Genomic DNA, 26107 nt, shown 5'->3' on the forward strand with positions numbered 1-26107 from the left:
TGAAACAAGGACGGGATTAAATAACAAGTCAGCAAAAAGAAAGGGCGGCCGAAGCCGCCCTGGATGGCATCAAAGGCGAAAATTACCAGCCTTTAACTGCACCACCGTTGAAGATTTTGTTCGCGGCTTCAGAAACTTCATCAGACTGATATGCCTGAACAAATTTCTTCACGTTTTCCGCATCTTTATTATCTTCACGGCTGACGATCAGGTTCACGTAAGGAGAATCTTTATCTTCAACAAAGATGCCATCTTTCGCTGGGGTCAGACCAATCTGGCTGGCGTAAGTGGTGTTGATCACCGCCAGCGCAATCTGCTGATCGTCCAGTGAACGTGGAAGCTGTGGTGCTTCCAGCTCAACAATCTTCAGGTTTTTAGGGTTCTCAACGATATCCAGAGAGGTTGGCAGCAGGCCCACGCCATCTTTCAGTTTGATCAGGCCGACTTTCTGCAGCAGCAGCAGTGAACGACCGAGGTTGGTTGGATCGTTAGGAATCGCAACCTGTGCACCGTTTTGCAGTTCATCCAGTGATTTGATTTTCTTTGAATAGCCAGCAATCGGATAAACGAAGGTGTTACCCACTGGCACAAGCTTATAGCCACGGTCTTTGATCTGCTGATCCAGATAAGGCTTATGCTGGAAGGCGTTAACATCGATATCGCCTTTGCTTAATGCTTCGTTCGGCAGCACGTAATCGTTAAAGGTCACCAGCTCAACATCCAGACCGTATTTCTCTTTAGCGACCTTCACTGCGGTTTCAGCAACCTGCTGCTCAGCACCGACAATCACACCCACTTTGATGTGGTTTGGATCTTTAGCTTTCTGATCGCATCCTGCCAGCGCAATTGCGCCAATCAGAGCACCCACAGCGGCAATCTTTTTAAATGTGAAAGACATATCCCTTCCTTAATAGAGGACTATTGATGTTGTTTACTTATTTATGTGACACAGCACGGACGATGCGGTCGCCACAGAATTGAATGAGATACACCATAACAACCAGCAGAATCAGAACGGTATTCATCACTGTGGCGTTATAGCCAATGTAACCATACTGATAGCCAATCTGACCCAAGCCACCTGCGCCGACCGCGCCACCCATGGCGGAATAGCCGACCAGCGTAATCAGAGTAATTGTAGCGGCATTCACCAGACCCGGCAGGGCTTCTGGCAGCAGCACTTTACGTACGATCTGCAGGGGAGTCGCGCCCATCGCGCGTGAGGCTTCGATTAAACCGGTTGGCAACTCTAACAGCGCATTCTCGACCATACGCGCAATGAAAGGTGCGGCGCCAACTGTCAGTGGCACGATTGCAGCCTGCAAACCAATGGAAGTGCCGACAATCATGCGCGTGAAAGGAATCATCCACACCAGCAATATAATGAAGGGAATTGAGCGGAAGATATTCACCACCGCAGAGAGCACGCGATAGAGCGTGCCATTGGCCAGAATCTGTCCTGGGCGAGTGACATACAGCAGCACGCCGACGGGCAGGCCGAGTACAAAACCAAAGAAACCAGAGACGAAGGTCATCATCAGCGTTTCCCAGACGCCACGCGTCAGTAACCACAGCATCGCTTCAGACATAACCCAGTACCTCTACTTTCACATGATTTTCTTTCAGCCAGGCAATCGCTGCCTGTGTGTCTGTTTCACTGCCATCCATCTCGGCCAGCATGATGCCGAACTTCACGCCGCCGGCATAATCCATCTGGGCACTGATGATGTTGTTATTCACATTGAAGCGACGAGCAGCTTCTGACAGCAGCGGCGCATCTACTGATTTGCCGGTGAACTCCAGACGCAACAGCGGGACGCTTTCAGCCGAAGCTTGCGGCTGCATACGTTGCTGGTAATCGTCCGGGATATCCAGATGCAGCGTCGATTGAATAAACTGCTGAGCCAGTGGCGTTTTAGGATGTGAGAACACTTCACTGACGCTGTCTTTCTCGATCAGTTCACCATTGCTGATGACGGCAACCTGATCGCAGATGCGTTTCACCACATCCATCTCATGAGTGATCAGCAGAATAGTGATCCCCAGACGGCGGTTGATGTCTTTCAGTAACTCTAAGATGGAACGCGTGGTTGCTGGGTCGAGGGCGCTGGTGGCTTCGTCGCACAGCAAAACTTTTGGATTCGTGGCCAGCGCACGCGCAATCGCCACACGCTGTTTTTGTCCACCCGAAAGATTCGCAGGCCAGCTGTCGTGCTTGTCCGCCAGTCCAACTAACTCCAGCAGTTCCGTTACGCGGTTTTTGATCTGCTCACGAGACAGGTTGCCCAATTCGAGCGGCAGCGCAACGTTACCGGCTACGGTACGTGAGTTCATTAGATTGAAGTGCTGGAAAATCATGCCAATCTGACGGCGTGCCAGCGTCAGTTTTGAGGAGGACAGGGCAGTCAAATCCTGACCATCAACCAGAACGCGTCCTGATGTTGGACGCTCAAGCAAGTTAACGCAGCGGATCAGCGTACTTTTACCGGCACCGGAAGCACCGATGACGCCATAAATCTGTCCAGCAGGCACGTGCAGGCTGACGTTGGAAAGCGCCTGAATGGTGCGTGAACCTTGCTGGAACACTTTGGTAATGTTTTCGAGTTTAATCATTAATTTAATAGTTATCGTGTTGCGTTGTCCGTGGTGTATCGGGTTTCACGCGATTGTGCTGCGTGAAATTTGGATGGATGTTAAGGCATCCAGACGGCTAAATCAATCGAAGTCATTCAATCTGCCGTTCTCTCTATATATGCAATCATGCGATACTGTGCGGCATTATTTGCAGCAGGAGTTTCTACGTGTCGAACAAAGTCCCCGCTATTTTCCTGGATCGTGATGGCACCCTGAATGTCGATCATGGTTATGTTCACGAAATCGATAATTTTGAATTCATCGATGGCACCATTGAAGCGTTACAGGCGCTAAAGAAGATGGGCTTCGCGCTGGTACTGGTGACTAATCAGTCCGGTATTGCGCGCGGCATGTTTACCGAAGACCAGTTTATGCAGCTTACCGAATGGATGGATTGGTCGCTGGCGGATCGTGATGTCGATCTTGATGGCATCTATTTCTGTCCTCATCTGCCAGATGCAACTGTAGAAGAGTATCGCCAGGTATGTGATTGCCGTAAGCCGCAGCCGGGTATGCTGCTCTCTGCGCAGAAGCATCTGAACATCGATATGACTGCTTCTTATATGGTAGGTGACAAAATAGAAGATATGCAGGCAGCAGCAGCAGCAGGTGTGGGCACGAAAGTGTTGGTGCGTACTGGTAAGCCGGTCACCGCTGAAGGCGAAAATGCAGCAGATTGGGTGCTTAACAGCCTGTCAGAGCTGCCTGGACGCATTAAAAAGGGCTGATTTAGGCGGTTTTGTGCAATTTTCAAGCGAACGAATAAAAACTTGAAAATTGCCCTTGCGCTTCCTCAGAACCTGCCTATAATGCGCCACCACTGAGACGGCAAAGCGGCAACGCAGACGGCTTAGCAGGGAGTGAAGAAATTCATCCCGCCGGAGAAAAACGCTGAAAAAAGTGTTTGACTCTGAAGGAGGAAAGCGTAATATACGCCACCTCGCAACAGCAGCTTAAGGCGCTGATTGCACCGCTCTTTAACAATTTATCAGACAATCTGTGTGGGCACTCGCAGGATTGATATCAGCGTCTCCGGACGTAAAAAATATCAAGTCTCACGAGTGAACACATAATGAAATTCATTATGACGTTTTACAGATGAGCATCGCTGCACTTGTTGCAGCAAATCAAACTTTAAATTGAAGAGTTTGATCATGGCTCAGATTGAACGCTGGCGGCAGGCCTAACACATGCAAGTCGAACGGTAGCACAGAGAGCTTGCTCTCGGGTGACGAGTGGCGGACGGGTGAGTAATGTCTGGGAAACTGCCCGATGGAGGGGGATAACTACTGGAAACGGTAGCTAATACCGCATAACGTCTTCGGACCAAAGTGGGGGACCTTCGGGCCTCACACCATCGGATGTGCCCAGATGGGATTAGCTAGTAGGTGGGGTAATGGCTCACCTAGGCGACGATCCCTAGCTGGTCTGAGAGGATGACCAGCCACACTGGAACTGAGACACGGTCCAGACTCCTACGGGAGGCAGCAGTGGGGAATATTGCACAATGGGCGCAAGCCTGATGCAGCCATGCCGCGTGTATGAAGAAGGCCTTCGGGTTGTAAAGTACTTTCAGCGGGGAGGAAGGCGATGTGGTTAATAACCACATCGATTGACGTTACCCGCAGAAGAAGCACCGGCTAACTCCGTGCCAGCAGCCGCGGTAATACGGAGGGTGCAAGCGTTAATCGGAATTACTGGGCGTAAAGCGCACGCAGGCGGTCTGTCAAGTCGGATGTGAAATCCCCGGGCTTAACCTGGGAACTGCATTCGAAACTGGCAGGCTAGAGTCTTGTAGAGGGGGGTAGAATTCCAGGTGTAGCGGTGAAATGCGTAGAGATCTGGAGGAATACCGGTGGCGAAGGCGGCCCCCTGGACAAAGACTGACGCTCAGGTGCGAAAGCGTGGGGAGCAAACAGGATTAGATACCCTGGTAGTCCACGCCGTAAACGATGTCGACTTGGAGGTTGTGCCCTTGAGGCGTGGCTTCCGGAGCTAACGCGTTAAGTCGACCGCCTGGGGAGTACGGCCGCAAGGTTAAAACTCAAATGAATTGACGGGGGCCCGCACAAGCGGTGGAGCATGTGGTTTAATTCGATGCAACGCGAAGAACCTTACCTACTCTTGACATCCAGAGAACTTAGCAGAGATGCTTTGGTGCCTTCGGGAACTCTGAGACAGGTGCTGCATGGCTGTCGTCAGCTCGTGTTGTGAAATGTTGGGTTAAGTCCCGCAACGAGCGCAACCCTTATCCTTTGTTGCCAGCGGTCCGGCCGGGAACTCAAAGGAGACTGCCAGTGATAAACTGGAGGAAGGTGGGGATGACGTCAAGTCATCATGGCCCTTACGAGTAGGGCTACACACGTGCTACAATGGCGCATACAAAGAGAAGCGACCTCGCGAGAGCAAGCGGACCTCATAAAGTGCGTCGTAGTCCGGATTGGAGTCTGCAACTCGACTCCATGAAGTCGGAATCGCTAGTAATCGTAGATCAGAATGCTACGGTGAATACGTTCCCGGGCCTTGTACACACCGCCCGTCACACCATGGGAGTGGGTTGCAAAAGAAGTAGGTAGCTTAACCTTCGGGAGGGCGCTTACCACTTTGTGATTCATGACTGGGGTGAAGTCGTAACAAGGTAACCGTAGGGGAACCTGCGGTTGGATCACCTCCTTACCTGAAGATACCTTCCCGCGAAGTGCTCACACAGATTGTCTGATAGAAAAGTAATGAGCAAGACGGCTGCGAAGTCGTGACATGTATGTGTCCCCTTCGTCTAGCGGTTAGGACTCCGCCCTTTCACGGCGGCAACAGGGGTTCGAATCCCCTAGGGGACGCCACTTGCTTGGTGACAGGTGAAAGGTGTCTCCACGAAATATCTCAAAACTGACGGTAACGTCGAGTTTGAGATATTGCTCTTTAACAATCCGGAACAAGCTGAAAATTGAAACGACACGTCGTATTCATTCTCCGTAATAAGAATGAATAAACGATGTGTTCGAGTCTCTCAAATGCTTGCAGTCTGCATGCGTTGTAAAACGCCTGTGGGTTGTGAGGTTAAGCGACTAAGCGTACACGGTGGATGCCCTGGCAGTCAGAGGCGATGAAGGACGTGCTAATCTGCGTAAAGCGTCGGTAAGGTGATATGAACCGCTACAGCCGACGATGTCCGAATGGGGAAACCCGGTGCACTCTGTGCATCATCGCAACATGAATACATAGTGTTGCGAGGCGAACCTGGGGAACTGAAACATCTAAGTACCCAGAGGAAAAGAAATCAACCGAGATTCCCCCAGTAGCGGCGAGCGAACGGGGAGCAGCCCAGAACCTGAATCAGTTTGTGCATTAGTGGAAGCGTCTGGAAAGTCGCAGGGTACAGGGTGATACTCCCGTACACAAAAATGCACATCTTGTGAGTTCGAAGAGTAGGGCGGGACACGTGGTATCCTGTCTGAATATGGGGGGACCATCCTCCAAGGCTAAATACTCCTGACTGACCGATAGTGAACCAGTACCGTGAGGGAAAGGCGAAAAGAACCCCGGCGAGGGGAGTGAAACAGAACCTGAAACCGTGTACGTACAAGCAGTGGGAGCCTGATTTGTCAGGTGACTGCGTACCTTTTGTATAATGGGTCAGCGACTTATATTCTGTAGCAAGGTTAACCGTATAGGGGAGCCGCAGGGAAACCGAGTCTTAACTGGGCGTTAAGTTGCAGGGTATAGACCCGAAACCCGGTGATCTAGCCATGGGCAGGTTGAAGGTTGGGTAACACTAACTGGAGGACCGAACCGACTAATGTTGAAAAATTAGCGGATGACTTGTGGCTGGGGGTGAAAGGCCAATCAAACCGGGAGATAGCTGGTTCTCCCCGAAAGCTATTTAGGTAGCGCCTCGTGAACTCATCTTCGGGGGTAGAGCACTGTTTCGGCTAGGGGGCCATCCCGGCTTACCAACCCGATGCAAACTGCGAATACCGAAGAATGTTATCACGGGAGACACACGGCGGGTGCTAACGTCCGTCGTGAAGAGGGAAACAACCCAGACCGCCAGCTAAGGTCCCAAAGTCATGGTTAAGTGGGAAACGATGTGGGAAGGCACAGACAGCCAGGATGTTGGCTTAGAAGCAGCCATCATTTAAAGAAAGCGTAATAGCTCACTGGTCGAGTCGGCCTGCGCGGAAGATGTAACGGGGCTAAACCATGCACCGAAGCTGCGGCAGCGACACTATGTGTTGTTGGGTAGGGGAGCGTTCTGTAAGCCGTTGAAGGTGAACTGTGAGGTTTGCTGGAGGTATCAGAAGTGCGAATGCTGACATAAGTAACGATAAAGCGGGTGAAAAGCCCGCTCGCCGGAAGACCAAGGGTTCCTGTTCAACGTTAATCGGAGCAGGGTGAGTCGACCCCTAAGGCGAGGCTGAAAAGCGTAGTCGATGGGAAGCAGGTTAATATTCCTGCACTTGGTGTTACTGCGAAGGGGGGACGGAGAAGGCTAGGTTATCCGGGCGACGGTTGTCCCGGTTTAAGCATGTAGGCGGAGAGTTTAGGTAAATCCGGACTCTTTTTAACGCTGAGGTGTGATGACGAGCCACTACGGTGGTGAAGTAACTGATGCCCTGCTTCCAGGAAAAGCCTCTAAGCTCCAGGTAACACGAAATCGTACCCCAAACCGACACAGGTGGTCAGGTAGAGAATACCAAGGCGCTTGAGAGAACTCGGGTGAAGGAACTAGGCAAAATGGTGCCGTAACTTCGGGAGAAGGCACGCTGGCGCGTAGGTGAAGGGACTTGCTCCCCGAGCTGAAGCCAGTCGAAGATACCAGCTGGCTGCAACTGTTTATTAAAAACACAGCACTGTGCAAACACGAAAGTGGACGTATACGGTGTGACGCCTGCCCGGTGCCGGAAGGTTAATTGATGGGGTTATCCGCAAGGAGAAGCTCTTGATCGAAGCCCCGGTAAACGGCGGCCGTAACTATAACGGTCCTAAGGTAGCGAAATTCCTTGTCGGGTAAGTTCCGACCTGCACGAATGGCGTAATGATGGCCAGGCTGTCTCCACCCGAGACTCAGTGAAATTGAAATCGCTGTGAAGATGCAGTGTACCCGCGGCAAGACGGAAAGACCCCGTGAACCTTTACTATAGCTTGACACTGAACATTGAGCCTTGATGTGTAGGATAGGTGGGAGGCTTTGAAGCGTGGACGCCAGTCTGCGTGGAGCCAACCTTGAAATACCACCCTTTAATGTTTGATGTTCTAACGTAGGCCCGTAATCCGGGCTGCGGACAGTGTCTGGTGGGTAGTTTGACTGGGGCGGTCTCCTCCCAAAGAGTAACGGAGGAGCACGAAGGTTGGCTAATCCTGGTCGGACATCAGGAGGTTAGTGCAATGGCATAAGCCAGCTTGACTGCGAGAGTGACGGCTCGAGCAGGTGCGAAAGCAGGTCATAGTGATCCGGTGGTTCTGAATGGAAGGGCCATCGCTCAACGGATAAAAGGTACTCCGGGGATAACAGGCTGATACCGCCCAAGAGTTCATATCGACGGCGGTGTTTGGCACCTCGATGTCGGCTCATCACATCCTGGGGCTGAAGTAGGTCCCAAGGGTACGGCTGTTCGCCGTTTAAAGTGGTACGCGAGCTGGGTTTAGAACGTCGTGAGACAGTTCGGTCCCTATCTGCCGTGGGCGCTGGAGAATTGAGGGGGGTTGCTCCTAGTACGAGAGGACCGGAGTGAACGCACCACTGGTGTTCGGGTTGTCATGCCAATGGCATTGCCCGGTAGCTAAGTGCGGAAAAGATAAGTGCTGAAAGCATCTAAGCACGAAACTTGCCCCGAGATGAGTTCTCCCTGACTCTCTGAGAGTCCTGAAGGGACGTTGAAGACGACGACGTTGATAGGCCGGATGTGTAAGTGCAGCGATGCATTGAGCTAACCGGTACTAATGACCCGTGAGGCTTAACCTTACAACGCCAGAGGCGTTTTTTGAGAGACGCAGAAGTAGATTTTCAGCTTGTTCACGGACTGGTTCGCGTGGTGACGGATGTCACGGCGTGAATAAACAGAATTTGCCTGGCGGCTGTAGCGCGGTGGTCCCACCTGACCCCATGCCGAACTCAGAAGTGAAACGCCGTAGCGCCGATGGTAGTGTGGGGTCTCCCCATGCGAGAGTAGGGAACTGCCAGGCATTAATTTAAGACTCATTCGTGAGTCGTGACCTTTCAGGTGACACTGAAAGGGCGAAACACCCGAAGTCAGAACGGTTTCTGATTTTGGTACAGAATCGGTGGAGCGGTAGTTCAGTTGGTTAGAATACCTGCCTGTCACGCAGGGGGTCGCGGGTTCGAGCCCCGTCCGTTCCGCCACTTAATTGATAAGCCCTGACTTAATAAGTCAGGGCTTTTTCATGTCTAAAATTCCAGCTCAATTGTTGATTTAATCGCAATATTCTTCTGCTTATAAGCAGATTTTTCAGCAATAATAATGCTGCCACAATGTTCCCCATCGAAATCATTCACAATACGATGAGGAAAACATGACAATCCCTGCCTTTGGTTTAGGTACTTTCCGCCTGCAAGACGATGTTGTAATTCATTCCGTAAAGACAGCACTGGAACTAGGTTATCGTGCCATCGACACCGCGCAAATCTATGAAAATGAGGCTGCTGTTGGTCAGGCCATTTTTGAAAGTGGAATAGATCGTCACCAACTCTTTATTACCACCAAGATTTGGATCGAAAATCTCACTGCTGAAAAACTCATACCGAGTTTGCAACAAAGTCTGTCAAAACTGCGCACCAATTATGTCGATCTTACATTGATCCACTGGCCTTCACCTGGCGCAGCAGTCCCGGTGAAAGAGAGTATGCAGGCATTAATGGCAGCGAAAGAGGCGGGCCTGACGCGCCAGATTGGCATATCAAACTTCCCGATTGCGCTAATGAGAGAGGCCATTGCCGCAGTTGGCATTGAAAATATCGCCACCAACCAGATTGAACTCCATCCCTTCCTGCAAAACAGCGAGGTAGTTGAATTTGCTAAGCAGCAAGGAATGCACATCACGTCTTACATGACTCTGGCTTACGGTGAGGCACTAAAGGATGCGACCATCCAGTCGATTGCACGCAAACATCAGGCGACACCGGCACAAATCGTTCTGGCGTGGGCGATGCAATCTGGCTTCAGCGTGATCCCTTCTTCGACTAAGCGCGATAATCTGGCCAGCAATATGGATGCTGCTAACTTAACGCTTGATGCGGAGGATATGAAAATCATCTCATCACTGGATCGCCAGCAGCGGTTGGTCAGCCCTGAAGGATTGGCTCCGGACTGGGATTAAGTGACGAAGTATTCAGCCCTGCATTCGCCAGGGCTGTTGCTTAACCCACTCACTGAGAAAGTCGATAAAAGCACGTGCACGTTGGCTAACGCCCAGATCGCTGTAATAGACCGCGTTGAACGGCATCGCTACGGGTACTCGCTGTTGTGCCAACACCTCAATAAATGTCCCATCCGCGATTTCACTGTCTACCATATAATCGGACAAACAAGCGATACCTTGATCATCGAGACAAAGTTGTTTAATAGTTTCACCGCTGTTTGAGGACATTCCCGGCACGATGTCATAAAGGTCATGACCATTCTCAGACACAGGCCAACGGTTCAGGCGCAGCGGTTCTACAAATCCAAGGCATTCATGATTTATCAAATCCGATGTAGAGAGGGGGACACCCCTTTTCGCCAGATAAGCCGGAGTTGCTACCAATTTGCGATAGCTGATAAACAGCAAACGTGCTCGTAAGGTCGAATCCGTCAGGTTGCCTGCGCGAATAGCCACATCGACTTTACGTTCAATCAGATTAATAAAACTCTCAGACGAAATCAGCGACAGGGTGACGTCGGGGTAGCGCTCACGGAAGGGTTTAATCATCGGCAGAATCAAATGCAGAATGACCGGCGTGGCAGCGTCTATGCGCAGAAGACCTTGCGGAGCTTGCTGACGTTCCATTAACTCATTTTCAGCAGTCGACATCTCCTGTAGGAGCTTCTGAACGCGTTTAAAGTAGTGCTCACCTTCCTGAGTCAGTGCGAGCTGCCGGGTGGTGCGCGTGAGTAAAGCCACTCCAAGTTTGTTCTCCAGTTTTTTGACAGTGCGACTCACAGCCGAATTCGCCATCTGCAGTTGTTCCGCCGCACGGCTAAAACTGCCGCTTTCTACCACAGCAATAAAAACTTTCAACTCATCCGACGATGCTTTCATTATGCTCCCCGAGGCAAAAGTCTATTCTCACTTTGCATCTTTTTGTCATTAAAGCATGAGTCGATAATGGCGCCCATCAAAACATTCATGGGAGTCAATCATGCCACTTGCACTCTGGGCGCTGACTATCAGCGCCTTCGCTATCGGAACCACTGAATTCGTTATCGTCGGTCTTATTCCTACGATTGCGGAACAACTTAACATCACGCTACCTTCAGCAGGTATGTTGGTCTCAATTTACGCCCTTGGTGTCGCCGTGGGGGCGCCAGTGCTGACTGCTTTAACCGGCAAAGTGCCGCGCAAGCCACTGCTGATAGGGCTGATGGTGCTTTTTACGGTGGGCAACCTGGTCGCGTGGTTGGCACCGAACTATGAGACGTTGGTCGTTGCTCGCTTGCTAACGGGACTCGCGCACGGTGTATTCTTCTCGGTCGGTTCAACGATTGCGACCAGTCTGGTGAGTAAGGAGAAGGCTGCAAGTGCCATCGCCATCATGTTTGGCGGTCTGACGGTGGCATTGGTAACAGGAGTGCCCTTGGGTACACTGATTGGTCAACACTTTGGGTGGCGTGAAAGTTTCCTCGCAGTTTCCTTGTTAGGTGTCATTGCTTTAGTCAGCAGCATGGTACTGATACCGCGTAATATTGCGCAGCCACCTGTTACTACTCTGGCGCAGCAAGCGCGCGTCATGGTGAATCCACGCCTGCTATTAATTTATGCCATCACCGCGCTGGGTTACGGTGGTGTGTTTACTGCCTTCACTTTCCTGGCGCCGATGATGCAGTCATTAGCCGGTTTTTCCCCGACAGCGGTCAGTATCATTCTGCTGGGGTATGGTATCTCTGTAGCCATCGGCAATATCTGGGGCGGCAAGCTAGCCGATCGTCACGGCGCTGTGCCCGCGTTGACCCTGATCTTCAGCGCATTGGCGGTATTGCTGTTGATATTCCAGTTTACGGCTAATACACACTTTATGGCGCTGGCAACGGTGCTAGTGATGGGGATTTTTGCCTTCGCTAACGTACCGGGCCTGCAGGTCTATGTGGTGCAGAAGGCTGAGTCCTATGCGCCTGGTGCAGTTGATGTGGCGTCAGGACTGAATATCGCGGCGTTTAACATCGGGATTGCACTAGGGTCATTGGTTGGTGGTCATATTGTCGAACACTATGGTCTGGCTCAAACCCCCTGGGTTGGTGCTGTCATTGTTTTTATCGCGCTATTGCTGGTAAGACTGAGCGGTCAGCTCGACAAACCCCGTACTGCATTTGCCACGGAATAATGAGGTCAACAACCCGCTAAAGGGCGGGTTGTTACCGTAATATGCTGTGAAGCTAATTCCGACAATTAACAACGCCAATTGAAACCCTGTCCTAAAATCCCTATAACTGTCAGGTGAAGTTGTAGTCGTAAATCAGCCAGGCGGGAAAGTGCGAAAGAAAACATATGCAATGCGTTATACAGCGGGTCAGCCTGCAGAGCGGATATTCCCGCCTGGGGCGATGTTGCATCTGGGACAGGCGCTGCCGCCTGGTGCACCGTTACCTGCGGATCCTGCATTGCGGGTTTTAGTATGGAATATCTTCAAGCAGCAGCGGGCTGATTGGATGTCCGTACTGCAGGGTTTCGGCAAAGATGCTCACCTTGTTTTACTTCAGGAAGCACAAACCACCCCTGAGTTGGTCAAATTCGCCACCAGTAACTATCTGGCGGCCGATCAGGTACCTGCCTTCGTCTTACCCCAACATCCCTCCGGCGTGATGACGCTCGCTTCTGCGCATCCTGTGTATTGTTGTCCATTGCGTGAACGCGAACCTTTGTTACGCCTGGCTAAGTCGGCGCTGGTGACGGCCTATCCACTGCCGACCGGCGAAATGCTGATGGTGGTCAATATTCACGCGGTGAATTTCAGCCTGGGTGTGGATGTCTACAGCAAGCAACTTGGGCCGATTGGCGAACAGATTCAGCATCATCGCGGACCGGTGATCATGGCCGGCGATTTCAATGCCTGGAGCCGCCAGCGCATGAACGCGCTGTATCGCTTTGCCGCAGAGATGGCATTACACGAAGTGAATTTCACGGATGACCATCGGCGTAAAGCGTTTGGCCGTCCGTTAGATTTTGTCTTCTACCGTGATATGAAAGTTAGCGAGGCTTCTGTGCTGGTCACGCGCGCTTCTGATCACAATCCACTGTTAGTCGAGTTCACGCCAACAGCGCTTGCCCGCTAAGTCTCAATGAACGCAATCGCCCGCACCGGCGAGGCTGACCCGCGCTCAATTCGAAGTGGTAGTGCAAGAAAGCAAAAATGCGCAGGCAACATCTCTAAGTTGGCCAGATTTTCGATAATAAGATTATCGTTACCCAGTACAGCTAAATGTGCGGGATTTTCTGCATTGCCAAAGGCATCGAGCGAGAGGGCATCGGTGCCAAATACCTTTACACCTTTTGCAATCAGATAAGCAGCACCTGCCGCAGAAAGCCCCGGCCAATCCTGCAGAAATGCGTTGTGATCGGGTTTAAGAGCCCATTTTTCATGCCAGCCTGTGCGAAAAATGACGATGTCATCAGCCTCAATTGCGCCAAAGTCCCTTTCCCAAAGTTGAATATCCTTAACACCAAAAGTGTGGCAGGGCGCAATATGTCGCATATCCAGCAGCAGGCCCCGGCCCATTAACTGGCATACATCAATGTTTTCAATTGTCTTGCCACCTTCAATAAAGTGTGAGGGAGCATCGACATGGGTCCCGCAATGATCCCCCATGATTATCTGGCAGTTATAATTTCCATCGCCGGTTGAATAAGTTTCATTATCCGCACGGATAAATTTCGGGTGTGTCGGCCATACGGGCATGCTGGTTTGATGTAAATGACTAAGTTCTACTATTTTGCTGCTGCGAATCTGTTTCCAAAGAGCTGTCATGTCATCCTCACTTATTCACATTTACCGTTTCTTTGAGCAGGGCAAGGGGAATGCAAGAAAGCAGCAGCATCCCGACGATTACGGCATAGTGCACGCTGAAACCCCACGTATGGATAATCCAGCCGCTAACAGGGGCGACCAGAATGCCAGCGATACCCACCGCCAAACCAATCATCAATCCAAGGCTCGAAGCTGCTGCATGAGGTGAAGAATCAATCAGCAGCGCATACGCAACAGGATAGGGCGAATTGCGGAACAGCCCCCAAAAAATCAGGATCCCCCAGGCAAGTGCGGCAGAATGAATAAAAATGCAGAGCGAACAGGCAAGGATCCAGCCCGCGATAATGATCGTCAGAGATGTCTTACGCCCGCGTTTATCCGAAAAACTGCCCCAAACGATCTGACCAATCCAGCCAGTGATGCCCGAAGCACCCGAAATGATGGCGGCGGTGGATAGGTCCAAACCGACCTCACGTGTGAGTTGGAGGGTTAAGAAGTTTGCAATCCCCATTTCAGCCCAGATAAAACCAAAGACCAGTGCAATCGCCATCAGGCAATTACGGTTTTTAAGGCAGCTAAAGGAATTTTTCAGGCTGGATTTCTGCGGTTTGGCTTCGATCGGGCGAGTCAGTTTGTGTTCGTCGATCCAATTAAAGACGCGTTGATGATTTTTTTTGGTTCCTATAATCAACTGCAATACCACGATGATTAATCCGATCAAAGGGATAAACAGAAATGCATGGCGCCAATCACCAAACATTAAAATCGCAGCAATTAAAATCGGACCAATGAATTGCCCAAGCGGAAAACCGGTGTGATGTACGCCAATGGCGAAACCTCGATTTTCTTTTTGCCACCACTCGCCGAGCAATGCCACATTAATTGGCTCTGAGCCGCCGGTACCCATCCCCATAAAAACACGCAGCGCCTGAAATGCCCCCAGCGATTTGCAAAATGCTGTAGCAACACCAGATATGATCTCCACCAAAACTGCCAGGCACCAGCTATAGCAGCGGCGATAACCGCTACCGATATAATCGGAAAGCAGGCCAAATAGCACCGCACCTGATAACGTACCGAAGAAGCTTAGCGAGTTAATCCACCCAGCCTGCACTTCACTAAGATTGAAATCCTTCATTATTGCCGGCAATAGGGTGGGTAAGATGATACGATCTATCGAGTTCATCAAGATAGCAAGTGTCGTGATGACCAGCATGGCCCATGATAAAGGATGGGCACGTGGTAACCAGCGTGGTGTTGTCGTGTTCGTTTGCTGCCCTGAAGCATTATCTGCTTCCTTAAGCTGTTCGTTAAGGCTATCGCTCATTCTCAACCCTTATCCTACCGATGGTTTATCGAATCACTGAACTCACGGTTCAGCGATAGAGTGAATGCGCGCCATGTAACATTTAAATTACGAATGCGGCGCCTTTCGTTAACACTATCGGTTGGCTTCTACCATACAAGTTGCTCCAGGTGGATATTTGACCAACATCACGTCTAAGGGTTTTTAATCGGGATAAAAGTCTTCAGAAGGGGAATGAGGAGAGAGGAGAGAGATAACAGGTTGCCACGACCTCGTTGAGGTAATAAAAATGAAAAAGGCTGACAAAAGTCAGCCTTTTCGACGCATTAGGTATCAGGTGTTGCGCTATTCTTCACAAACAGCGTGAGCTTATCGCCCGGCTGAATGTCTTTAGCATCACTGTTCCAGCGCATAACATCCTGGGTGTTCACACCATGACGTTTTGCAATACTGGCAAAAGAATCACCCTTACGTACACGGTAGGTGATGCTGTTGCCGTTATCCGCCAACTGCGTTGCTTTACCGCCCACCGTCAATTTCTGACCGATGCGAACGGAAGCGCTACGCAAGTTGTTCTGCTGTTTCAGTGCACTGACGCTGACGCCAAGCTTGTTAGCAATTGCTGACAAGGTGTCGCCTTTGCGTACCGTGTAGTTGTTTCCTGCTGCACTGACTTTCGCCATTTCAACAGGCTGCACGGATGCAATGTCACCGGATGCCAGTGAATTGCGCAGCTTAGCAACGTTGGACTTAGGCACCATAATATAGTGCGGTCCGTTTGGCGCAGTGGTGCCATTTTTATAACCGGCGTTGAAGCTCTTCAACTTGTTGAGCGACATGCCGGCCATATCTGCAGCCTGCGTCAGTTCAATTTGCTGTCCCACTTCCACACGTGCTAAAGCACGGCTTTCGTTCGGGGTCGGCAATTTGATACCGTACTGCTTGTTGTTCTTGAGGATTTCACTCAAGGCCAACATCTTAGGTACATAGACCGTGGTTTCGCGTGGTAACGATAAGTGCCAGAAATCAGTCGGCTTGCCGCGCGCCTTATTCTGTTTTATCGCTTTCAGCACGCGTCCTTCACCGCTGTTATAGGCGGCCACTGTTAACAACCAGTCACCGTCAAACATACCGTTCAGACGCTGCATCATATCCAGCGCAACTTTGGTCGAGGCCACCACATCGCGGCGTCCGTCATACCATTGGTTCTGTTTCAAACCATAGTTTTTGCCCGTTTGTGCAACAATCTGCCAGATGCCAGCGGCATTCGCAGAAGATGTTGCATGTGGGTCAAAAGCGCTCTCCACTATGGGTAGCAGTACCAGTTCCATCGGCATTTTACGTTTCTGTATCTGCTCGACAATCCAGTACATGTACGGCTCTGCCCGTAATGTTACATCGTGGAGATAGCTCTTATTTTTTAAAAACTTTGTTTTTTGTTCGCGGATCCGGGGGTTTTCCGGAATCCCCATCTTCAACTCGTCACTAATGTGATTCCAGAGATCGGTATCTTCTGCGAGGCTTGTTCCATCATCCTGCCAGCGCTGCGATAATAATTGATCTCCGTACTTTCCATTTTCACCTTGACCAGCTGAAGACAGGCTCTGTGCATGCTGTACGGGGATATTGGCGTCATTCCTTGATGCCTGACATCCTACCAGCAAGACCGAGGCGAGTAAGATCGCTTTAGCCTTCATGTGTGTGTCAATAGTTCGCTTAAAAGACGAGCAACTATACGTTAGGGGTACACACAACACAACCTTAAATATCAAAAACGGTCTTTCTTCTCGCGTAGATCAGCGAAAGTTTGCCATAACGGGGAGGAAGCAACATTAGTCCCCAAAGCCTTTTGTAAATCAGCATCTTGCGTACGGAGAAATAAATTTATATCCCGCTCAAGTGCCAGTTTTGTTGGCAAAGTAATGCGATTTTCTGCACGTAAGTCCTTAATTTGCTGATACCTTGCCAAAATTTTCGGGTCATGAGGCAGAATAGCCGCAGCAAACTTCATATTGGATAAAGTGTACTCATGAGCGCAACAAATCAGGGTATCTGCGGGGAGTTTATTAAGCTTTTGAAATGAATCAAACATTTGTTCTGCTGTGCCTTCAAATAATCTTCCACAGCCGCCAGAAAACATCGTGTCACCACAGAAAAGATAAGGTGAACTGAAATATGAGATATGTCCTAAAGTGTGTCCGGGTGTTGCGATGACACGGAAATCTAGCCCAAGCAGGGTAAATTCATCATTCTCGGCGACGATATGTTTTGCCCCCTTATCCGCGGTTTCCTCTGGTCCGTAAACCGCGATATCGGGATAGTGTTGCAATAATTCGGCGACACCGCCGACATGATCGTGATGATGATGCGTGAGTAAAATGGCCACCGGTTGCCACTTGTTGACTCTGATTTTATCCAGCACCGGTTGAGCCTCGCCGGGATCGACGATCAGACAGTTTTTATCATCGTCCGTCAGTGTCCAGATGTAGTTATCCTGCAACGCGGGAATACTGGTAAGATTCATAAACACCTCTCAGGTCGTAGAAAAAGGATGATGGTAGAGCATGAAGCCAGCGAAAACACGCCAGGTTCTGACTGCGCCGCGCTCCTGGCGCGATATGCCATGGGGCGATTATTTTCGCGATGCACTCACGCAGCAGTTGCAGCCTTACCTTGGAAAGCTGTATGGCTTTCATATGCTTAAACTTGGCAGCCTCAGCGCAGAAATCAATACCCGTCAGTGTGCCATATCGCATCAGGTAAATGTGGGCATTGAGGGCGATGACTTGCAGGTGATCGCCAATACCACGCAATTACCTTTTGAAGCGAAATCGATTGATGCTTGTTTGATGGCGCATACCCTGGCATGGAGTCAGGATCCCCATCGCGTGTTACGAGAAGTGGATCGCGTCCTGATTGACGATGGTTGGATGATTATCAGCGGGTTCAACCCGTTCAGCTTGCTGGGGATCAGCAAAGGTATCCCGGGTTTGCACGCCCGTGCGCCATGGAGCGGACGCATGTTCAGCCAGGTACGCTTACTCGACTGGCTCAGCCTGCTCAACTATGAAGTGGTCTATCGCACCCGTTTTCAAGTGGTGCCGTGGCATCGGCAGGGCGGCAAAGTGATCAGTGCGCACCTGCCCGCGCTGGGATGTCTGAACATTGTGGTGGCACGCAAACGAACATTCCCATTAACGCCCACCAAAGCGAAGAAGAGCTTAAACAAAGCGCAGGTCAGACAAACGGTGAATGCCACCCGGCAATTTCGTGAAGTGAAGGATCAGGATTCGACCTGATAGACGACATCATCCTGCGTCGGATGACCGGCTGCGCTGCGTGCCAGTTCGTCGCAGCGCTCGTTTTCCGGGTGACCGGCGTGGCCTTTTACCCATTCCCACTTAATTTCATGGTGGCTGAGCGCGAGATCGAGTCGCTTCCAGAGATCGACATTTTTCACCGGCTTTTTATCGGCCGTTTTCCAGCCGCGCTTTTTCCAGTTATGGATCCAACTGGTGATGCCCTGGCGCACATACTGACTGTCGGTGCTGAGCACCACTTCGCAGGGCTGCGTTAGCGCCTCTAACGCTACAATCGCCGCCATCATTTCCATGCGGTTGTTGGTCGTGAGTCGATAACCGGCGCTGAACTCTTTTTCATGTGGGCCATAACGTAAAATGGCACCGTAACCGCCGGGGCCGGGATTGCCCAGGCAGGATCCATCGGTGAATATTTCTACCTGTTTGCGCATCTCTGGTAGACTTCCTTCTGACAAAACGCCAAGTCTGACATAAAACGAGTCCTATGAGCACTGCAAATAACCGCCAGATCGTCCTCGATACCGAAACCACCGGCATGAACATGATCGGTGTGCACTATGAAGGACATCGCATCATTGAAATCGGTGCGGTTGAGGTGATTAACCGTCGCCTGACCGGCAACAACTTCCATATGTATCTCAAGCCCGATCGGCTGGTGGATCCGGAAGCTTTCGGCGTTCACGGTATTGCCGATGAGTTTCTTGCCGATAAGCCGATGTTTGCAGACATCGCCGATGAATTCCTCGAATACATCCGTGGTGCAGAGCTGGTGATCCATAACGCGTCGTTCGATATCGGCTTTATGGATTATGAGTTTGGCATGCTTAAGCGCGGTATCGGCAAAACCGACACCTTCTGTCAGGTGACAGATAGCCTGGCGATGGCGCGTAAAATGTATCCAGGCAAGCGCAATAGCCTCGATGCACTGTGTAATCGCTACGAAATCGACAACAGCAAACGTACGCTGCACGGCGCATTGCTCGATGCCGAAATTCTGGCTGAAGTGTTCCTGATGATGACGGGCGGCCAAACTTCGCTGGCTTTCTCGGCGGAAGGCGATCAGAGCAGCCAAAATACCGGCGATAACATTCAGCGCATCGTGCGTCCGAGTTCAGGATTACGCGTGGTCAACGCCAGCGATGATGAGATTATCGCACATGAAAGCCGTCTGGATTTAGTGTTGAAGAAGGGCGGAAGCTGCCTGTGGCGTGCCTGAATGGGCTGATTTTGCGTGGAAAAGCAACGTAAAGCTGAAAAAATCGGCAAACGATTCATTCCCTCAGAAAAAGCATTGACGGTTCATAAGGCTGCCATTAATATTCGCCTCGTTCTCGACGGGGAACAAAGCGCGGAGCGGTAGTTCAGTTGGTTAGAATACCTGCCTGTCACGCAGGGGGTCGCGGGTTCGAGCCCCGTCCGTTCCGCCAATCATTAAAGAAGCCGATGCAGAAATGCATCGGCTTTTTGCTTTTTCAGGCTGGCATCGGCGCCAACCTGATCATCAGATCAATCCTTCTGCACCGCCACTTCCTGACGATAGGTGCCCACTGAGACTTCACGATCGGCGCGAGCCAGCCAGCGATAGCAACCTGCACCTAATGCCACACCAATAAACCAGCTGAAGTTTGCCACGGCATGCAGTGACGGAATAAAGCTGATCACCAGGCAAATACCTACCGACGGCAGCAGTGCGGCAATCGCTTTCGGGTTAAAGCCACCGCGATACCAGTAGCGTCCTTTTGGTGTGTCATCAAACAGGTCGTCCACGTAAACCTTGCTGCGCTTAATCAGATAGAAATCGGCCACCAAAATGCCAAATAGCGGGCCGATAAAGGAGCCCAGCACATCCAGCGTGTAATGAATCAACTCCGGTGACTGGAACAGATTCCATGGCGTCAGAAGTACAGAACCCACTGCGGCAATCATTCCACCGGTACGGAAACTGATTTTCTGCGGTGAGCAATTTGAGAAGTCGAAAGCCGGGGAAACAAAGTTCGCCACGATGTTGATGCCGATAGTGGCGATAATCATGGTGAGTAAACCAATCGCGACGGCGACATCATTGCCAACCATGCTCACGGTCTCAATGGGATCGGTAATCATGCGGCCGAACAGCGATTGGGTACCTGACACGATCACCACGGTGACAATCGAGAACAGCAGGAAGTTAAACGGCAGGCCCCAGCGGTTCCCCCGGCGGATTTCCCCCATGCTTTTACCGTAGCGAGAGAAGTCACCAAAGTTGAGTAATGGGCCAGAGAAGTAAGAGACCACTAATGCGGTGGCGGTGATCATCTGCCAGGTTTGCTCACCAGTGCTTAACTGCTTGCTGGCCAGCGTAAAGGAGATACCGTCAAAGCCGGTTTTGTATACAATCCAGCCCGCCAGCGCCACCATCACCACGTAGACAGCCGGACCCGCCACATCGATAAAGCGTTTAATCGCGCTCATGCCGTGCCAGAACACCATGGCCTGCAGGAACCACATCACGCCGAAGCAGCACCAGCCCAGTTGAGATAACCCCAGCCAGCTGCTTTGCGTCATCCCGCTTAATGAAGGGAAGAACTTCAGCAGTACCAGCATCAGCGCATTAGCCGCTAAATAGGTTTGAATGCCATACCAGGCGAAAGCGATCAGGCCGCGAATCACCGCGGGGATATTGGCACCGAACACGCCGAATGCCTGACGTGAAATCACCGCGTAAGGCACGCCCGCCATCTGGCTCGGTTTGGCGACGAGATTGGCACACAACTGTACGATGCAGATACCTACCAGCAGACAAAGCAGCACCTGCCAGCTCGCCAGTCCCAACGTAAAGAAGCTGGCGGCGACCACATAGCCACCCATGCTGTGCACATCCGACATCCAGAAAGAGAAAATGTTATACCACGACCAGTTCTGGTCGCGCGTGGGCGCCAGATCTTCATTACACAGGCGTGGACTGTAGTGGGCGTTGGCGCCAGAGGCCACCCCGGAGGTCACTTCAGAATGATTTGGCATGAAACCTGCTCCTCTAACAACATGGGAAAAATAATCACAGCGTGAAACGGTATTGCAGGATCCAGGCCAGAATTGATTTCTTGTATACAAAAAATTAATTTCACGTATACGATGTGCTGTGCACAGACACTTACCGGAGCAGGTAATGAAGAGCGAAACAGGCCAGAAAACGGCTGCCGATCTGAATGATCGCGACGAACCCATCTATCAGGCATTACTCACCGCCATTGTGGAACATCAGCTGCCACCGGGCAGCAAATTGCCAGAAGAGGCGCTATCAGAAGCTTTTGGTGTGAGCCGAACCGGCATTCGCAAGGTGCTACAACGCCTCGCGGCGGTGCAAATGATCACCTTGTCGCCCAGGCGTGGTGCACAAGTGGCCACGCCGGGCGTTGACGAGGCGCGCGACATCTTTGCCACACGCTGCTTACTCGAGTGCGCCAATTTGCCCGCGGTGCTGGCTCACGTTCAGCCACCACACCTTGCTGCCCTGAGCACACTCATTGAGGAAGAGCAGCAGGCTCACGAACAGCACGATGGTGCGGCGGCAATTCGGCTCTCTGCGGCTTTTCATATTCAGCTACAGGCGATTTCCGGTAATCAGGTGCTGACGGATATGGTGACGCGCCTGACACAGCGCTCATCATTAGTGATTGCCGCCTATGGTGCGCCCTGGCAGCGCGGGTGTCGTTGCGATCATCACGATCGGCTGGTGGAGCTACTGCGGCAGAAAGATCTTCCCGCGCTCACCGCAGCCTTACAGCATCACTTCGAACACATCGTGGCCAGCCTGCATTTTGAGCGCAGCGGCGAAACCTTACCCGACTTCACCCGGTTATTTTCCGGTCACAATGGAGCCGCATCATGAGCCTGATTCAGGTGATCAACCCCAATACCAGCCTGGCGATGACAGAAACCATCGGTGCAGCCGCACGTGCGGTAGCGGCGCCGGGTACTGAGATCCTTGCAGTGTGTCCAAGCCAGGGTGTGCCATCGATTGAAGGGCACTTCGATGAAGCCATTGCGGCGATCGGCGTACTGGAACAGGTCAGGGTCGGCAAAGCACAGGGCGTGAGTGGCCACATTATTGCCTGTTTCGGCGATCCGGGATTGCTGGCCGCGCGTGAACTGGCCAGCGGTCCGGTGATCGGCATTGCGGAAGCCGCGATGCACACGGCAACGCTGGTGGCGACACGCTTTTCAATCGTCACCACGCTACCGCGCACCCTGGTGATTGCCCGCCATCTGCTGCAACAATATGGCTTTACCCATCATTGTGCGGCGTTGCACGCTATCGATCTCCCGGTGCTGGCGCTGGAAGATGGCAGCGGTGTGGCGCAGGAAAAAGTGCGCCAGCGTTGCATTCAGGCGAAGCGAGAAGATGGCAGCGGCGCGATAGTTCTGGGCTGTGGCGGTATGGCCTCACTGGCACAGGAGCTGACGAAAGAGCTGGGTCTGCCGGTGATTGATGGCGTCAGCGCGGCGGTAAAAATGGTGGAATCACTGGTGGCGCTGGGCTTGGGTACCAGCAAACATGGCGATTTAGATTACCCGATTGAAAAACCGCTCAGCGGCGCATTTCAGCACCTAAACTAAGTGCTGGTTGAGGACTGACTAAGGAATTTACAGAATGAGTGATGTATCTGAAAAGAAAGAGTACAGCTTCAACAAAAACTACCCGCGTGACTTGATTGGTTATGCTAACCATCCGCCGCACGCACAGTGGCCGGGCAACGCGAAAGTGGCGGTGCAGTTTGTCCTCAACTATGAAGAGGGGGCAGAAAACAATGTGCTGCACGGCGATGCAGGATCTGAACAATTCCTGTCCGATATCATTGGCGCCGCCAGTTATGCCGATCGCCATATGTCGATGGATTCCCTGTACGAGTACGGTTCGCGCGCCGGTTTCTGGCGCATTCACAACGAATTCCAGAAGCGCGGGTTGCCGCTGACGGTGTTTGGCGTGGCGATGGCGCTGGCGCGTCACCCGGAGATTGTGGAAGCGATCAAAGCCGCGGATTATGACGTGGTCAGCCACGGCTGGCGCTGGATCCATTATCAGTCGATGGATGCTAAAACCGAGCGCCAGCATATGCAGCAGGCGGTGGATGTGCTGCGCGATCTGTTTGGTAAAGCACCTACCGGCTGGTACACCGGCCGCGACAGCCCGAATACGCGCCGCTTAGTGGTGGAGAACGGCGGCTTCAGTTATGACAGCGATTACTACGGCGACGATCTTCCGTTCTGGACGCAGGTGACCTGTCAGGATGGCACGGTGAAACCGCATCTGATCATTCCTTATACGCTGGAGTGTAACGACATGCGCTTTGCCTCGCCGCAGGGCTTTAATACCGCTGAGCAGTTCTTTGTCTATCTGCGTGACACCTTTGATGTGTTGTATGAAGAGGGCGACACCGCGCCGAAGATGATGTCGATTGGCATGCACTGTCGACTGCTGGGCCGCCCGGGCAAATTCCGTGCCTTGCAGCGTTTCCTTGACCATATCCAGCAGCATGAGAATGTGTGGGTTTGTACGCGCCAGCAAATCGCCGATCACTGGATGGAGACGCACCCGGCTCCTGCTGTTTAACGACCAGCGATACTCCGCGCCGACACATTTGGCCGGTACGACATGAACTGTCGTACCGGCCCTGACCACGCGAGTTAAGTCATACTGACGAGCGCCGGTTTACCCCGCTAGATCATTAAACTCACCTGCGCCGCGACAATCCGCCACCCATAAGGCATGCGCACCCATGTTTGCTGCTGGCGACCAATCTTCTCCACGCCTTCACGCGTAAACTCAGTGCTGCACACCGCGTAGTCATCTCCAAAGGTGGTGATCACCGTATTACGTAGCGTGCGCGCCAATCCCTTCGATGGACGGGCAGCGCGAAATGCACGGATCTCATCAATGCCATACAGATTTTCCCCTGCGCCCAAACGCACGGCGCGATCGTCGTGCCAAAACAATTCATCCAGCACATCAACATTGTTGCTTACCAGCGCTTCTTCATAGCGATAAAACGCAGCGGTCACCTCAGCCAGCACAGCAGGACGATCAATATGTTCAGGTGTCATGGTTACGCATCCATCAGGGTAGTTTGTGGCAGGGTCAACCCTTGCTGCTGCAGTGCCCAGGCGGCGCGCAGTGCAAGATGTTCTTTAAACGGTGCTGCGATTAACTGTAAGCCAATCGGTAATCCGCTGGCAGTTTGCAAAGGCACGGTACAGACCGGCAAGCCGAGGAAGGAAATTGGCTGCGTTAACATGCCCATACTGGCGCGCGTCGGCAAATCCTGGCCGTTAATATGAATCGTCTCTTGCCCAATGGTGGTCGCGGTGCAAGGGGTCGCCGGTGCAATCAGGACATCGAATTGTTCAAACAGCGGTAACACCTGCTGTTGGAAATGACGGCGGAAGCGCTGCGCCTGCACATACCACGCGGAAGGCAGCATCGCTCCGGCCAGCAGACGCTCGCGAGAGTTCGGTTCGAATTGCTCGGGCATATTGCGCAAAGCGGGCAGATAGTGATTGCCGCCTTCTGAGGCGGTGAGGATAAAGGCCGCTGAACGGGCAATTTCCGCGTTGGCTAACGTGACGGCTTCGCTGGCATCCAGCGCTTGTGCCACCACTTGCACGGCGGCACGCGCTTCTTCGCTGCACCAGGTCGAAAAGAAACCACCCAGCACTGCGCTACGTATGCCTTCTGCGCCTTTTACTAATCCGTCACTGGTCGGTTCCTTCGCCTGCGCTGCCTGGAAAGCATCGCTGGCATCGTGACCTTGCAGCGCATCGTACACCAGACTCAAATCTTCTACCGAGCGAGCAAACGGACCGATATGATCGAGGCTGGCGACAAAAGGATGGCTGCCACTGCGCGATAAGCGACCAAAGGTCGGTTTGAGTCCATAGATACCGCACAACGAGGCCGGCACGCGGATCGAACCATTGGTATCGGTGCCCAGTGAGAAGTGCACTAAGCCTGACGCGACAGCCGCCGCCGAGCCGCCTGAGGAACCACCGGCCACGCGGCTCAAATCGCGCGGATTATGGGTCGGGCCATAATGGGTGTTTTCGGTAGTAAAGCCGTAAGCATAGGCATCCATATTCAGCATGCCGGAGAGCAGTGCACCGGACTGACGCAGTCGACTCACCGCCCACGCATCTTCGCGGGCCGCTGCACGTTCACTGAATAAGCTGGCACCAGCAAGGGTGCTGTGACCGGCGACATCAAACAGGTTTTTAACCGCATAAGGAATACCCGCCAGCACAGGCAATACTTCACCGCGCTGGCGTTGCAAATCGACCTGATCCGCTTCGCGCAACATGCGCTGACCGGTGACTTCGGTCCACGCATTGAGTGCAGGATTGTGCTGTTCAATGGCGTTCAACGTCTGTTGCGCCACTTCACGGGCGCTAATATCACCTTGATTCAGCGCATGATTGAGCGCTTTGATGGATAACGATGCCAGTTTCATGGATGAAACACTCCTGCTACTTCCAGCCGGTCATCCAGCGGGAAAGCCATGAGCGGTTCAGCCATGGCGGCGATGCGATTGAACTGCACCAGCAATTCAGCGCGACGTGCTTCGTCCAGCTCCAGAGCCAGAATCTGTTCCATTTGAGCGATATAGGCCGCCCAGTCCGGTTGCGAATGCATGATGGTTT

22 protein-coding genes, 3 tRNA genes and 3 rRNA genes are annotated in these 26107 nt (G+C 52.1%); 15 read left to right on the forward strand and 13 right to left on the reverse strand.

Going from position 1 to position 26107, the window contains the following annotated elements:
• Positions 1–82 precede the first annotated feature (82 nt).
• Genes AC6I8L_RS03970 through metN form a run of 3 tightly spaced genes read right to left on the reverse strand, consistent with a single transcriptional unit; the run spans position 83 to position 2613 of the window.
• Entirely contained in the window at positions 83–898 is an 816-nt protein-coding gene (locus AC6I8L_RS03970; protein ID WP_034829430.1) for a MetQ/NlpA family lipoprotein, read from the reverse strand.
• Between the two features lie 37 nt (positions 899–935).
• Entirely contained in the window at positions 936–1589 is a 654-nt protein-coding gene (locus AC6I8L_RS03975; RefSeq protein WP_058962052.1) for a methionine ABC transporter permease MetI, read from the reverse strand.
• Entirely contained in the window at positions 1582–2613 is a 1032-nt protein-coding gene (metN, locus tag AC6I8L_RS03980) for a methionine ABC transporter ATP-binding protein MetN (protein ID WP_058962051.1), read from the reverse strand. The genes AC6I8L_RS03975 and metN overlap by 8 nt, the downstream gene beginning before the upstream one ends.
• A 188-nt stretch (positions 2614–2801) precedes the next feature.
• Between metN and gmhB the strand changes: the two genes are divergently transcribed.
• The 7 genes from gmhB (at position 2802) to dkgB (ending at position 9969) form a co-directional block, all read left to right on the forward strand.
• Positions 2802–3362 (forward strand): D-glycero-beta-D-manno-heptose 1,7-bisphosphate 7-phosphatase, encoded by a 561-nt coding sequence (gene gmhB / locus AC6I8L_RS03985; protein WP_058962050.1) that lies wholly within the window; start codon positions 2802–2804, stop codon positions 3360–3362.
• A gap of 408 nt (positions 3363–3770) precedes the next feature.
• Positions 3771–5310 (forward strand): 16S ribosomal RNA (locus AC6I8L_RS03990).
• 89 nt (positions 5311–5399) lie between these two features.
• Positions 5400–5474: transfer RNA gene (locus AC6I8L_RS03995), tRNA-Glu, on the forward strand.
• A gap of 215 nt (positions 5475–5689) precedes the next feature.
• A 23S ribosomal RNA gene (locus tag AC6I8L_RS04000) occupies positions 5690–8596 on the forward strand.
• A 105-nt stretch (positions 8597–8701) separates the two neighbouring features.
• A 5S ribosomal RNA gene (rrf, locus tag AC6I8L_RS04005) occupies positions 8702–8817 on the forward strand.
• Together the 16S, 23S and 5S rRNA genes with 2 tRNA genes alongside form the textbook arrangement of a ribosomal RNA operon.
• 101 nt (positions 8818–8918) lie before the next feature.
• Positions 8919–8995, forward strand: a tRNA-Asp gene (locus tag AC6I8L_RS04010).
• Between the two features lie 170 nt (positions 8996–9165).
• Positions 9166–9969, forward strand: coding sequence for a 2,5-didehydrogluconate reductase DkgB (dkgB, locus tag AC6I8L_RS04015; protein ID WP_058961577.1), 804 nt, complete (start codon positions 9166–9168; stop codon positions 9967–9969).
• Positions 9970–9981: 12 nt separating this feature from the next.
• On the opposite strand, the gene yafC is transcribed toward dkgB, so the two are convergent.
• Positions 9982–10890 carry a DNA-binding transcriptional regulator YafC gene (yafC, locus tag AC6I8L_RS04020; protein ID WP_058961576.1) on the reverse strand — a complete coding sequence of 303 codons (909 nt, stop codon included), beginning with the start codon at positions 10888–10890 and terminating at the stop codon, positions 9982–9984.
• 100 nt (positions 10891–10990) lie between these two features.
• Between yafC and AC6I8L_RS04025 the strand changes: the two genes are divergently transcribed.
• Together AC6I8L_RS04025 and AC6I8L_RS04030 are read left to right on the forward strand one after the other, a co-directional pair.
• The gene (locus AC6I8L_RS04025) at positions 10991–12169 is read left to right on the forward strand and encodes an MFS transporter (protein WP_058961575.1); all 1179 of its coding nucleotides are present in this window, start codon (positions 10991–10993) and stop codon (positions 12167–12169) included.
• A gap of 148 nt (positions 12170–12317) precedes the next feature.
• A complete protein-coding gene (locus AC6I8L_RS04030; RefSeq protein WP_058961574.1) occupies positions 12318–13118 on the forward strand; it encodes an endonuclease/exonuclease/phosphatase family protein in 801 nt (266 codons plus the stop codon).
• On the opposite strand, the gene AC6I8L_RS04035 is transcribed toward AC6I8L_RS04030, so the two are convergent.
• The 4 genes from AC6I8L_RS04035 to gloB form a co-directional block, all read right to left on the reverse strand.
• Entirely contained in the window at positions 13115–13810 is a 696-nt protein-coding gene (locus AC6I8L_RS04035; protein ID WP_058961573.1) for a cyclase family protein, read from the reverse strand. The genes AC6I8L_RS04030 and AC6I8L_RS04035 overlap by 4 nt on opposite strands.
• 7 nt (positions 13811–13817) lie before the next feature.
• Entirely contained in the window at positions 13818–15137 is a 1320-nt protein-coding gene (locus AC6I8L_RS04040) for an MFS transporter (protein WP_182058504.1), read from the reverse strand.
• Between the two features lie 305 nt (positions 15138–15442).
• Positions 15443–16813 (reverse strand): murein transglycosylase D, encoded by a 1371-nt coding sequence (gene mltD / locus AC6I8L_RS04045; protein WP_034825415.1) that lies wholly within the window; start codon positions 16811–16813, stop codon positions 15443–15445.
• Between the two features lie 71 nt (positions 16814–16884).
• Positions 16885–17640 (reverse strand): hydroxyacylglutathione hydrolase, encoded by a 756-nt coding sequence (gene gloB, locus AC6I8L_RS04050; RefSeq protein WP_058961572.1) that lies wholly within the window; start codon positions 17638–17640, stop codon positions 16885–16887.
• Between the two features lie 40 nt (positions 17641–17680).
• On the opposite strand from gloB, the gene AC6I8L_RS04055 reads away from it, so the two are divergent.
• On the forward strand, positions 17681–18415 hold the full coding sequence (locus AC6I8L_RS04055; RefSeq protein ID WP_058961571.1) for a class I SAM-dependent methyltransferase: 735 nt from the start codon (positions 17681–17683) through the stop codon (positions 18413–18415).
• On the opposite strand, the gene rnhA is transcribed toward AC6I8L_RS04055, so the two are convergent.
• Positions 18400–18867: a ribonuclease HI gene (gene rnhA / locus AC6I8L_RS04060; RefSeq protein WP_058961570.1), complete on the reverse strand. Its 468-nt coding sequence runs from the start codon at positions 18865–18867 to the stop codon at positions 18400–18402. The two genes, AC6I8L_RS04055 and rnhA, sit on opposite strands and share 16 nt — an antisense overlap.
• Positions 18868–18920: 53 nt before the next feature.
• Between rnhA and dnaQ the strand changes: the two genes are divergently transcribed.
• The gene (gene dnaQ / locus AC6I8L_RS04065) at positions 18921–19652 is read left to right on the forward strand and encodes a DNA polymerase III subunit epsilon (protein ID WP_034825408.1); all 732 of its coding nucleotides are present in this window, start codon (positions 18921–18923) and stop codon (positions 19650–19652) included.
• A 134-nt stretch (positions 19653–19786) separates the two neighbouring features.
• Positions 19787–19863: transfer RNA gene (locus tag AC6I8L_RS04070), tRNA-Asp, on the forward strand.
• A 79-nt stretch (positions 19864–19942) separates the two neighbouring features.
• Here AC6I8L_RS04070 and AC6I8L_RS04075 read toward each other — a convergent pair.
• On the reverse strand, positions 19943–21436 hold the full coding sequence (locus AC6I8L_RS04075; RefSeq protein WP_034825407.1) for an NCS1 family nucleobase:cation symporter-1: 1494 nt from the start codon (positions 21434–21436) through the stop codon (positions 19943–19945).
• A 145-nt stretch (positions 21437–21581) separates the two neighbouring features.
• Here AC6I8L_RS04075 and AC6I8L_RS04080 point away from each other — a divergent pair, with 145 nt between their 5' ends.
• The 3 genes from AC6I8L_RS04080 to puuE are packed head-to-tail and all read left to right on the forward strand — an operon-like array spanning position 21582 to position 24026.
• Positions 21582–22304, forward strand: a complete 723-nt coding sequence (locus AC6I8L_RS04080; protein ID WP_058961569.1) for a GntR family transcriptional regulator — start codon at positions 21582–21584, stop codon at positions 22302–22304.
• Entirely contained in the window at positions 22301–23032 is a 732-nt protein-coding gene (gene hpxA / locus AC6I8L_RS04085; protein WP_058961568.1) for an allantoin racemase, read from the forward strand. Before AC6I8L_RS04080 ends, hpxA begins: the two co-directional genes overlap by 4 nt.
• 34 nt (positions 23033–23066) lie before the next feature.
• The gene (puuE, locus tag AC6I8L_RS04090; protein WP_058961567.1) at positions 23067–24026 is read left to right on the forward strand and encodes an allantoinase PuuE; all 960 of its coding nucleotides are present in this window, start codon (positions 23067–23069) and stop codon (positions 24024–24026) included.
• Between the two features lie 107 nt (positions 24027–24133).
• On the opposite strand, the gene hpxZ is transcribed toward puuE, so the two are convergent.
• Genes hpxZ through hpxX form a run of 3 tightly spaced genes read right to left on the reverse strand, consistent with a single transcriptional unit; the run spans position 24134 to position 26099 of the window.
• Positions 24134–24517, reverse strand: coding sequence for an oxalurate catabolism protein HpxZ (gene hpxZ / locus AC6I8L_RS04095; RefSeq protein ID WP_058961566.1), 384 nt, complete (start codon positions 24515–24517; stop codon positions 24134–24136).
• 2 nt (positions 24518–24519) lie between these two features.
• The gene (locus AC6I8L_RS04100) at positions 24520–25917 is read right to left on the reverse strand and encodes an AtzE family amidohydrolase (protein ID WP_058961565.1); all 1398 of its coding nucleotides are present in this window, start codon (positions 25915–25917) and stop codon (positions 24520–24522) included.
• Positions 25914–26099, reverse strand: coding sequence for an oxalurate catabolism protein HpxX (hpxX, locus tag AC6I8L_RS04105; protein WP_034825399.1), 186 nt, complete (start codon positions 26097–26099; stop codon positions 25914–25916). The genes AC6I8L_RS04100 and hpxX overlap by 4 nt, the downstream gene beginning before the upstream one ends.
• Positions 26100–26107: the final 8 nt, after the last annotated feature.

This window comes from Type-E symbiont of Plautia stali (assembly GCF_059731115.1).

Excerpts from the sequence above, each read along its gene's own strand:
- hpxX (WP_034825399.1), bottom strand. The coding sequence starts at position 26,099 with ATGCATTCGCAACCGGACTGGGCGGCCTATATCGCTCAAATGGAACAG.
- puuE (WP_058961567.1), top strand. The coding sequence starts at position 23,067 with ATGAGTGATGTATCTGAAAAGAAAGAGTACAGCTTCAACAAAAACTAC.
- dkgB (WP_058961577.1), top strand. The coding sequence starts at position 9,166 with ATGACAATCCCTGCCTTTGGTTTAGGTACTTTCCGCCTGCAAGACGAT.
- AC6I8L_RS04040 (WP_182058504.1), bottom strand. The coding sequence starts at position 15,137 with ATGAGCGATAGCCTTAACGAACAGCTTAAGGAAGCAGATAATGCTTCA.
- mltD (WP_034825415.1), bottom strand. The coding sequence starts at position 16,813 with ATGAAGGCTAAAGCGATCTTACTCGCCTCGGTCTTGCTGGTAGGATGT.
- metN (WP_058962051.1), bottom strand. The coding sequence starts at position 2,613 with ATGATTAAACTCGAAAACATTACCAAAGTGTTCCAGCAAGGTTCACGC.
- AC6I8L_RS04025 (WP_058961575.1), top strand. The coding sequence starts at position 10,991 with ATGCCACTTGCACTCTGGGCGCTGACTATCAGCGCCTTCGCTATCGGA.
- AC6I8L_RS04055 (WP_058961571.1), top strand. The coding sequence starts at position 17,681 with ATGAAGCCAGCGAAAACACGCCAGGTTCTGACTGCGCCGCGCTCCTGG.
- gloB (WP_058961572.1), bottom strand. The coding sequence starts at position 17,640 with ATGAATCTTACCAGTATTCCCGCGTTGCAGGATAACTACATCTGGACA.
- AC6I8L_RS04035 (WP_058961573.1), bottom strand. The coding sequence starts at position 13,810 with ATGACAGCTCTTTGGAAACAGATTCGCAGCAGCAAAATAGTAGAACTT.
- AC6I8L_RS04075 (WP_034825407.1), bottom strand. The coding sequence starts at position 21,436 with ATGCCAAATCATTCTGAAGTGACCTCCGGGGTGGCCTCTGGCGCCAAC.
- hpxZ (WP_058961566.1), bottom strand. The coding sequence starts at position 24,517 with ATGACACCTGAACATATTGATCGTCCTGCTGTGCTGGCTGAGGTGACC.
- AC6I8L_RS03975 (WP_058962052.1), bottom strand. The coding sequence starts at position 1,589 with ATGTCTGAAGCGATGCTGTGGTTACTGACGCGTGGCGTCTGGGAAACG.
- AC6I8L_RS04100 (WP_058961565.1), bottom strand. The coding sequence starts at position 25,917 with ATGAAACTGGCATCGTTATCCATCAAAGCGCTCAATCATGCGCTGAAT.
- rnhA (WP_058961570.1), bottom strand. The coding sequence starts at position 18,867 with ATGCGCAAACAGGTAGAAATATTCACCGATGGATCCTGCCTGGGCAAT.
- AC6I8L_RS04080 (WP_058961569.1), top strand. The coding sequence starts at position 21,582 with ATGAAGAGCGAAACAGGCCAGAAAACGGCTGCCGATCTGAATGATCGC.
- hpxA (WP_058961568.1), top strand. The coding sequence starts at position 22,301 with ATGAGCCTGATTCAGGTGATCAACCCCAATACCAGCCTGGCGATGACA.
- dnaQ (WP_034825408.1), top strand. The coding sequence starts at position 18,921 with ATGAGCACTGCAAATAACCGCCAGATCGTCCTCGATACCGAAACCACC.
- yafC (WP_058961576.1), bottom strand. The coding sequence starts at position 10,890 with ATGAAAGCATCGTCGGATGAGTTGAAAGTTTTTATTGCTGTGGTAGAA.
- AC6I8L_RS03970 (WP_034829430.1), bottom strand. The coding sequence starts at position 898 with ATGTCTTTCACATTTAAAAAGATTGCCGCTGTGGGTGCTCTGATTGGC.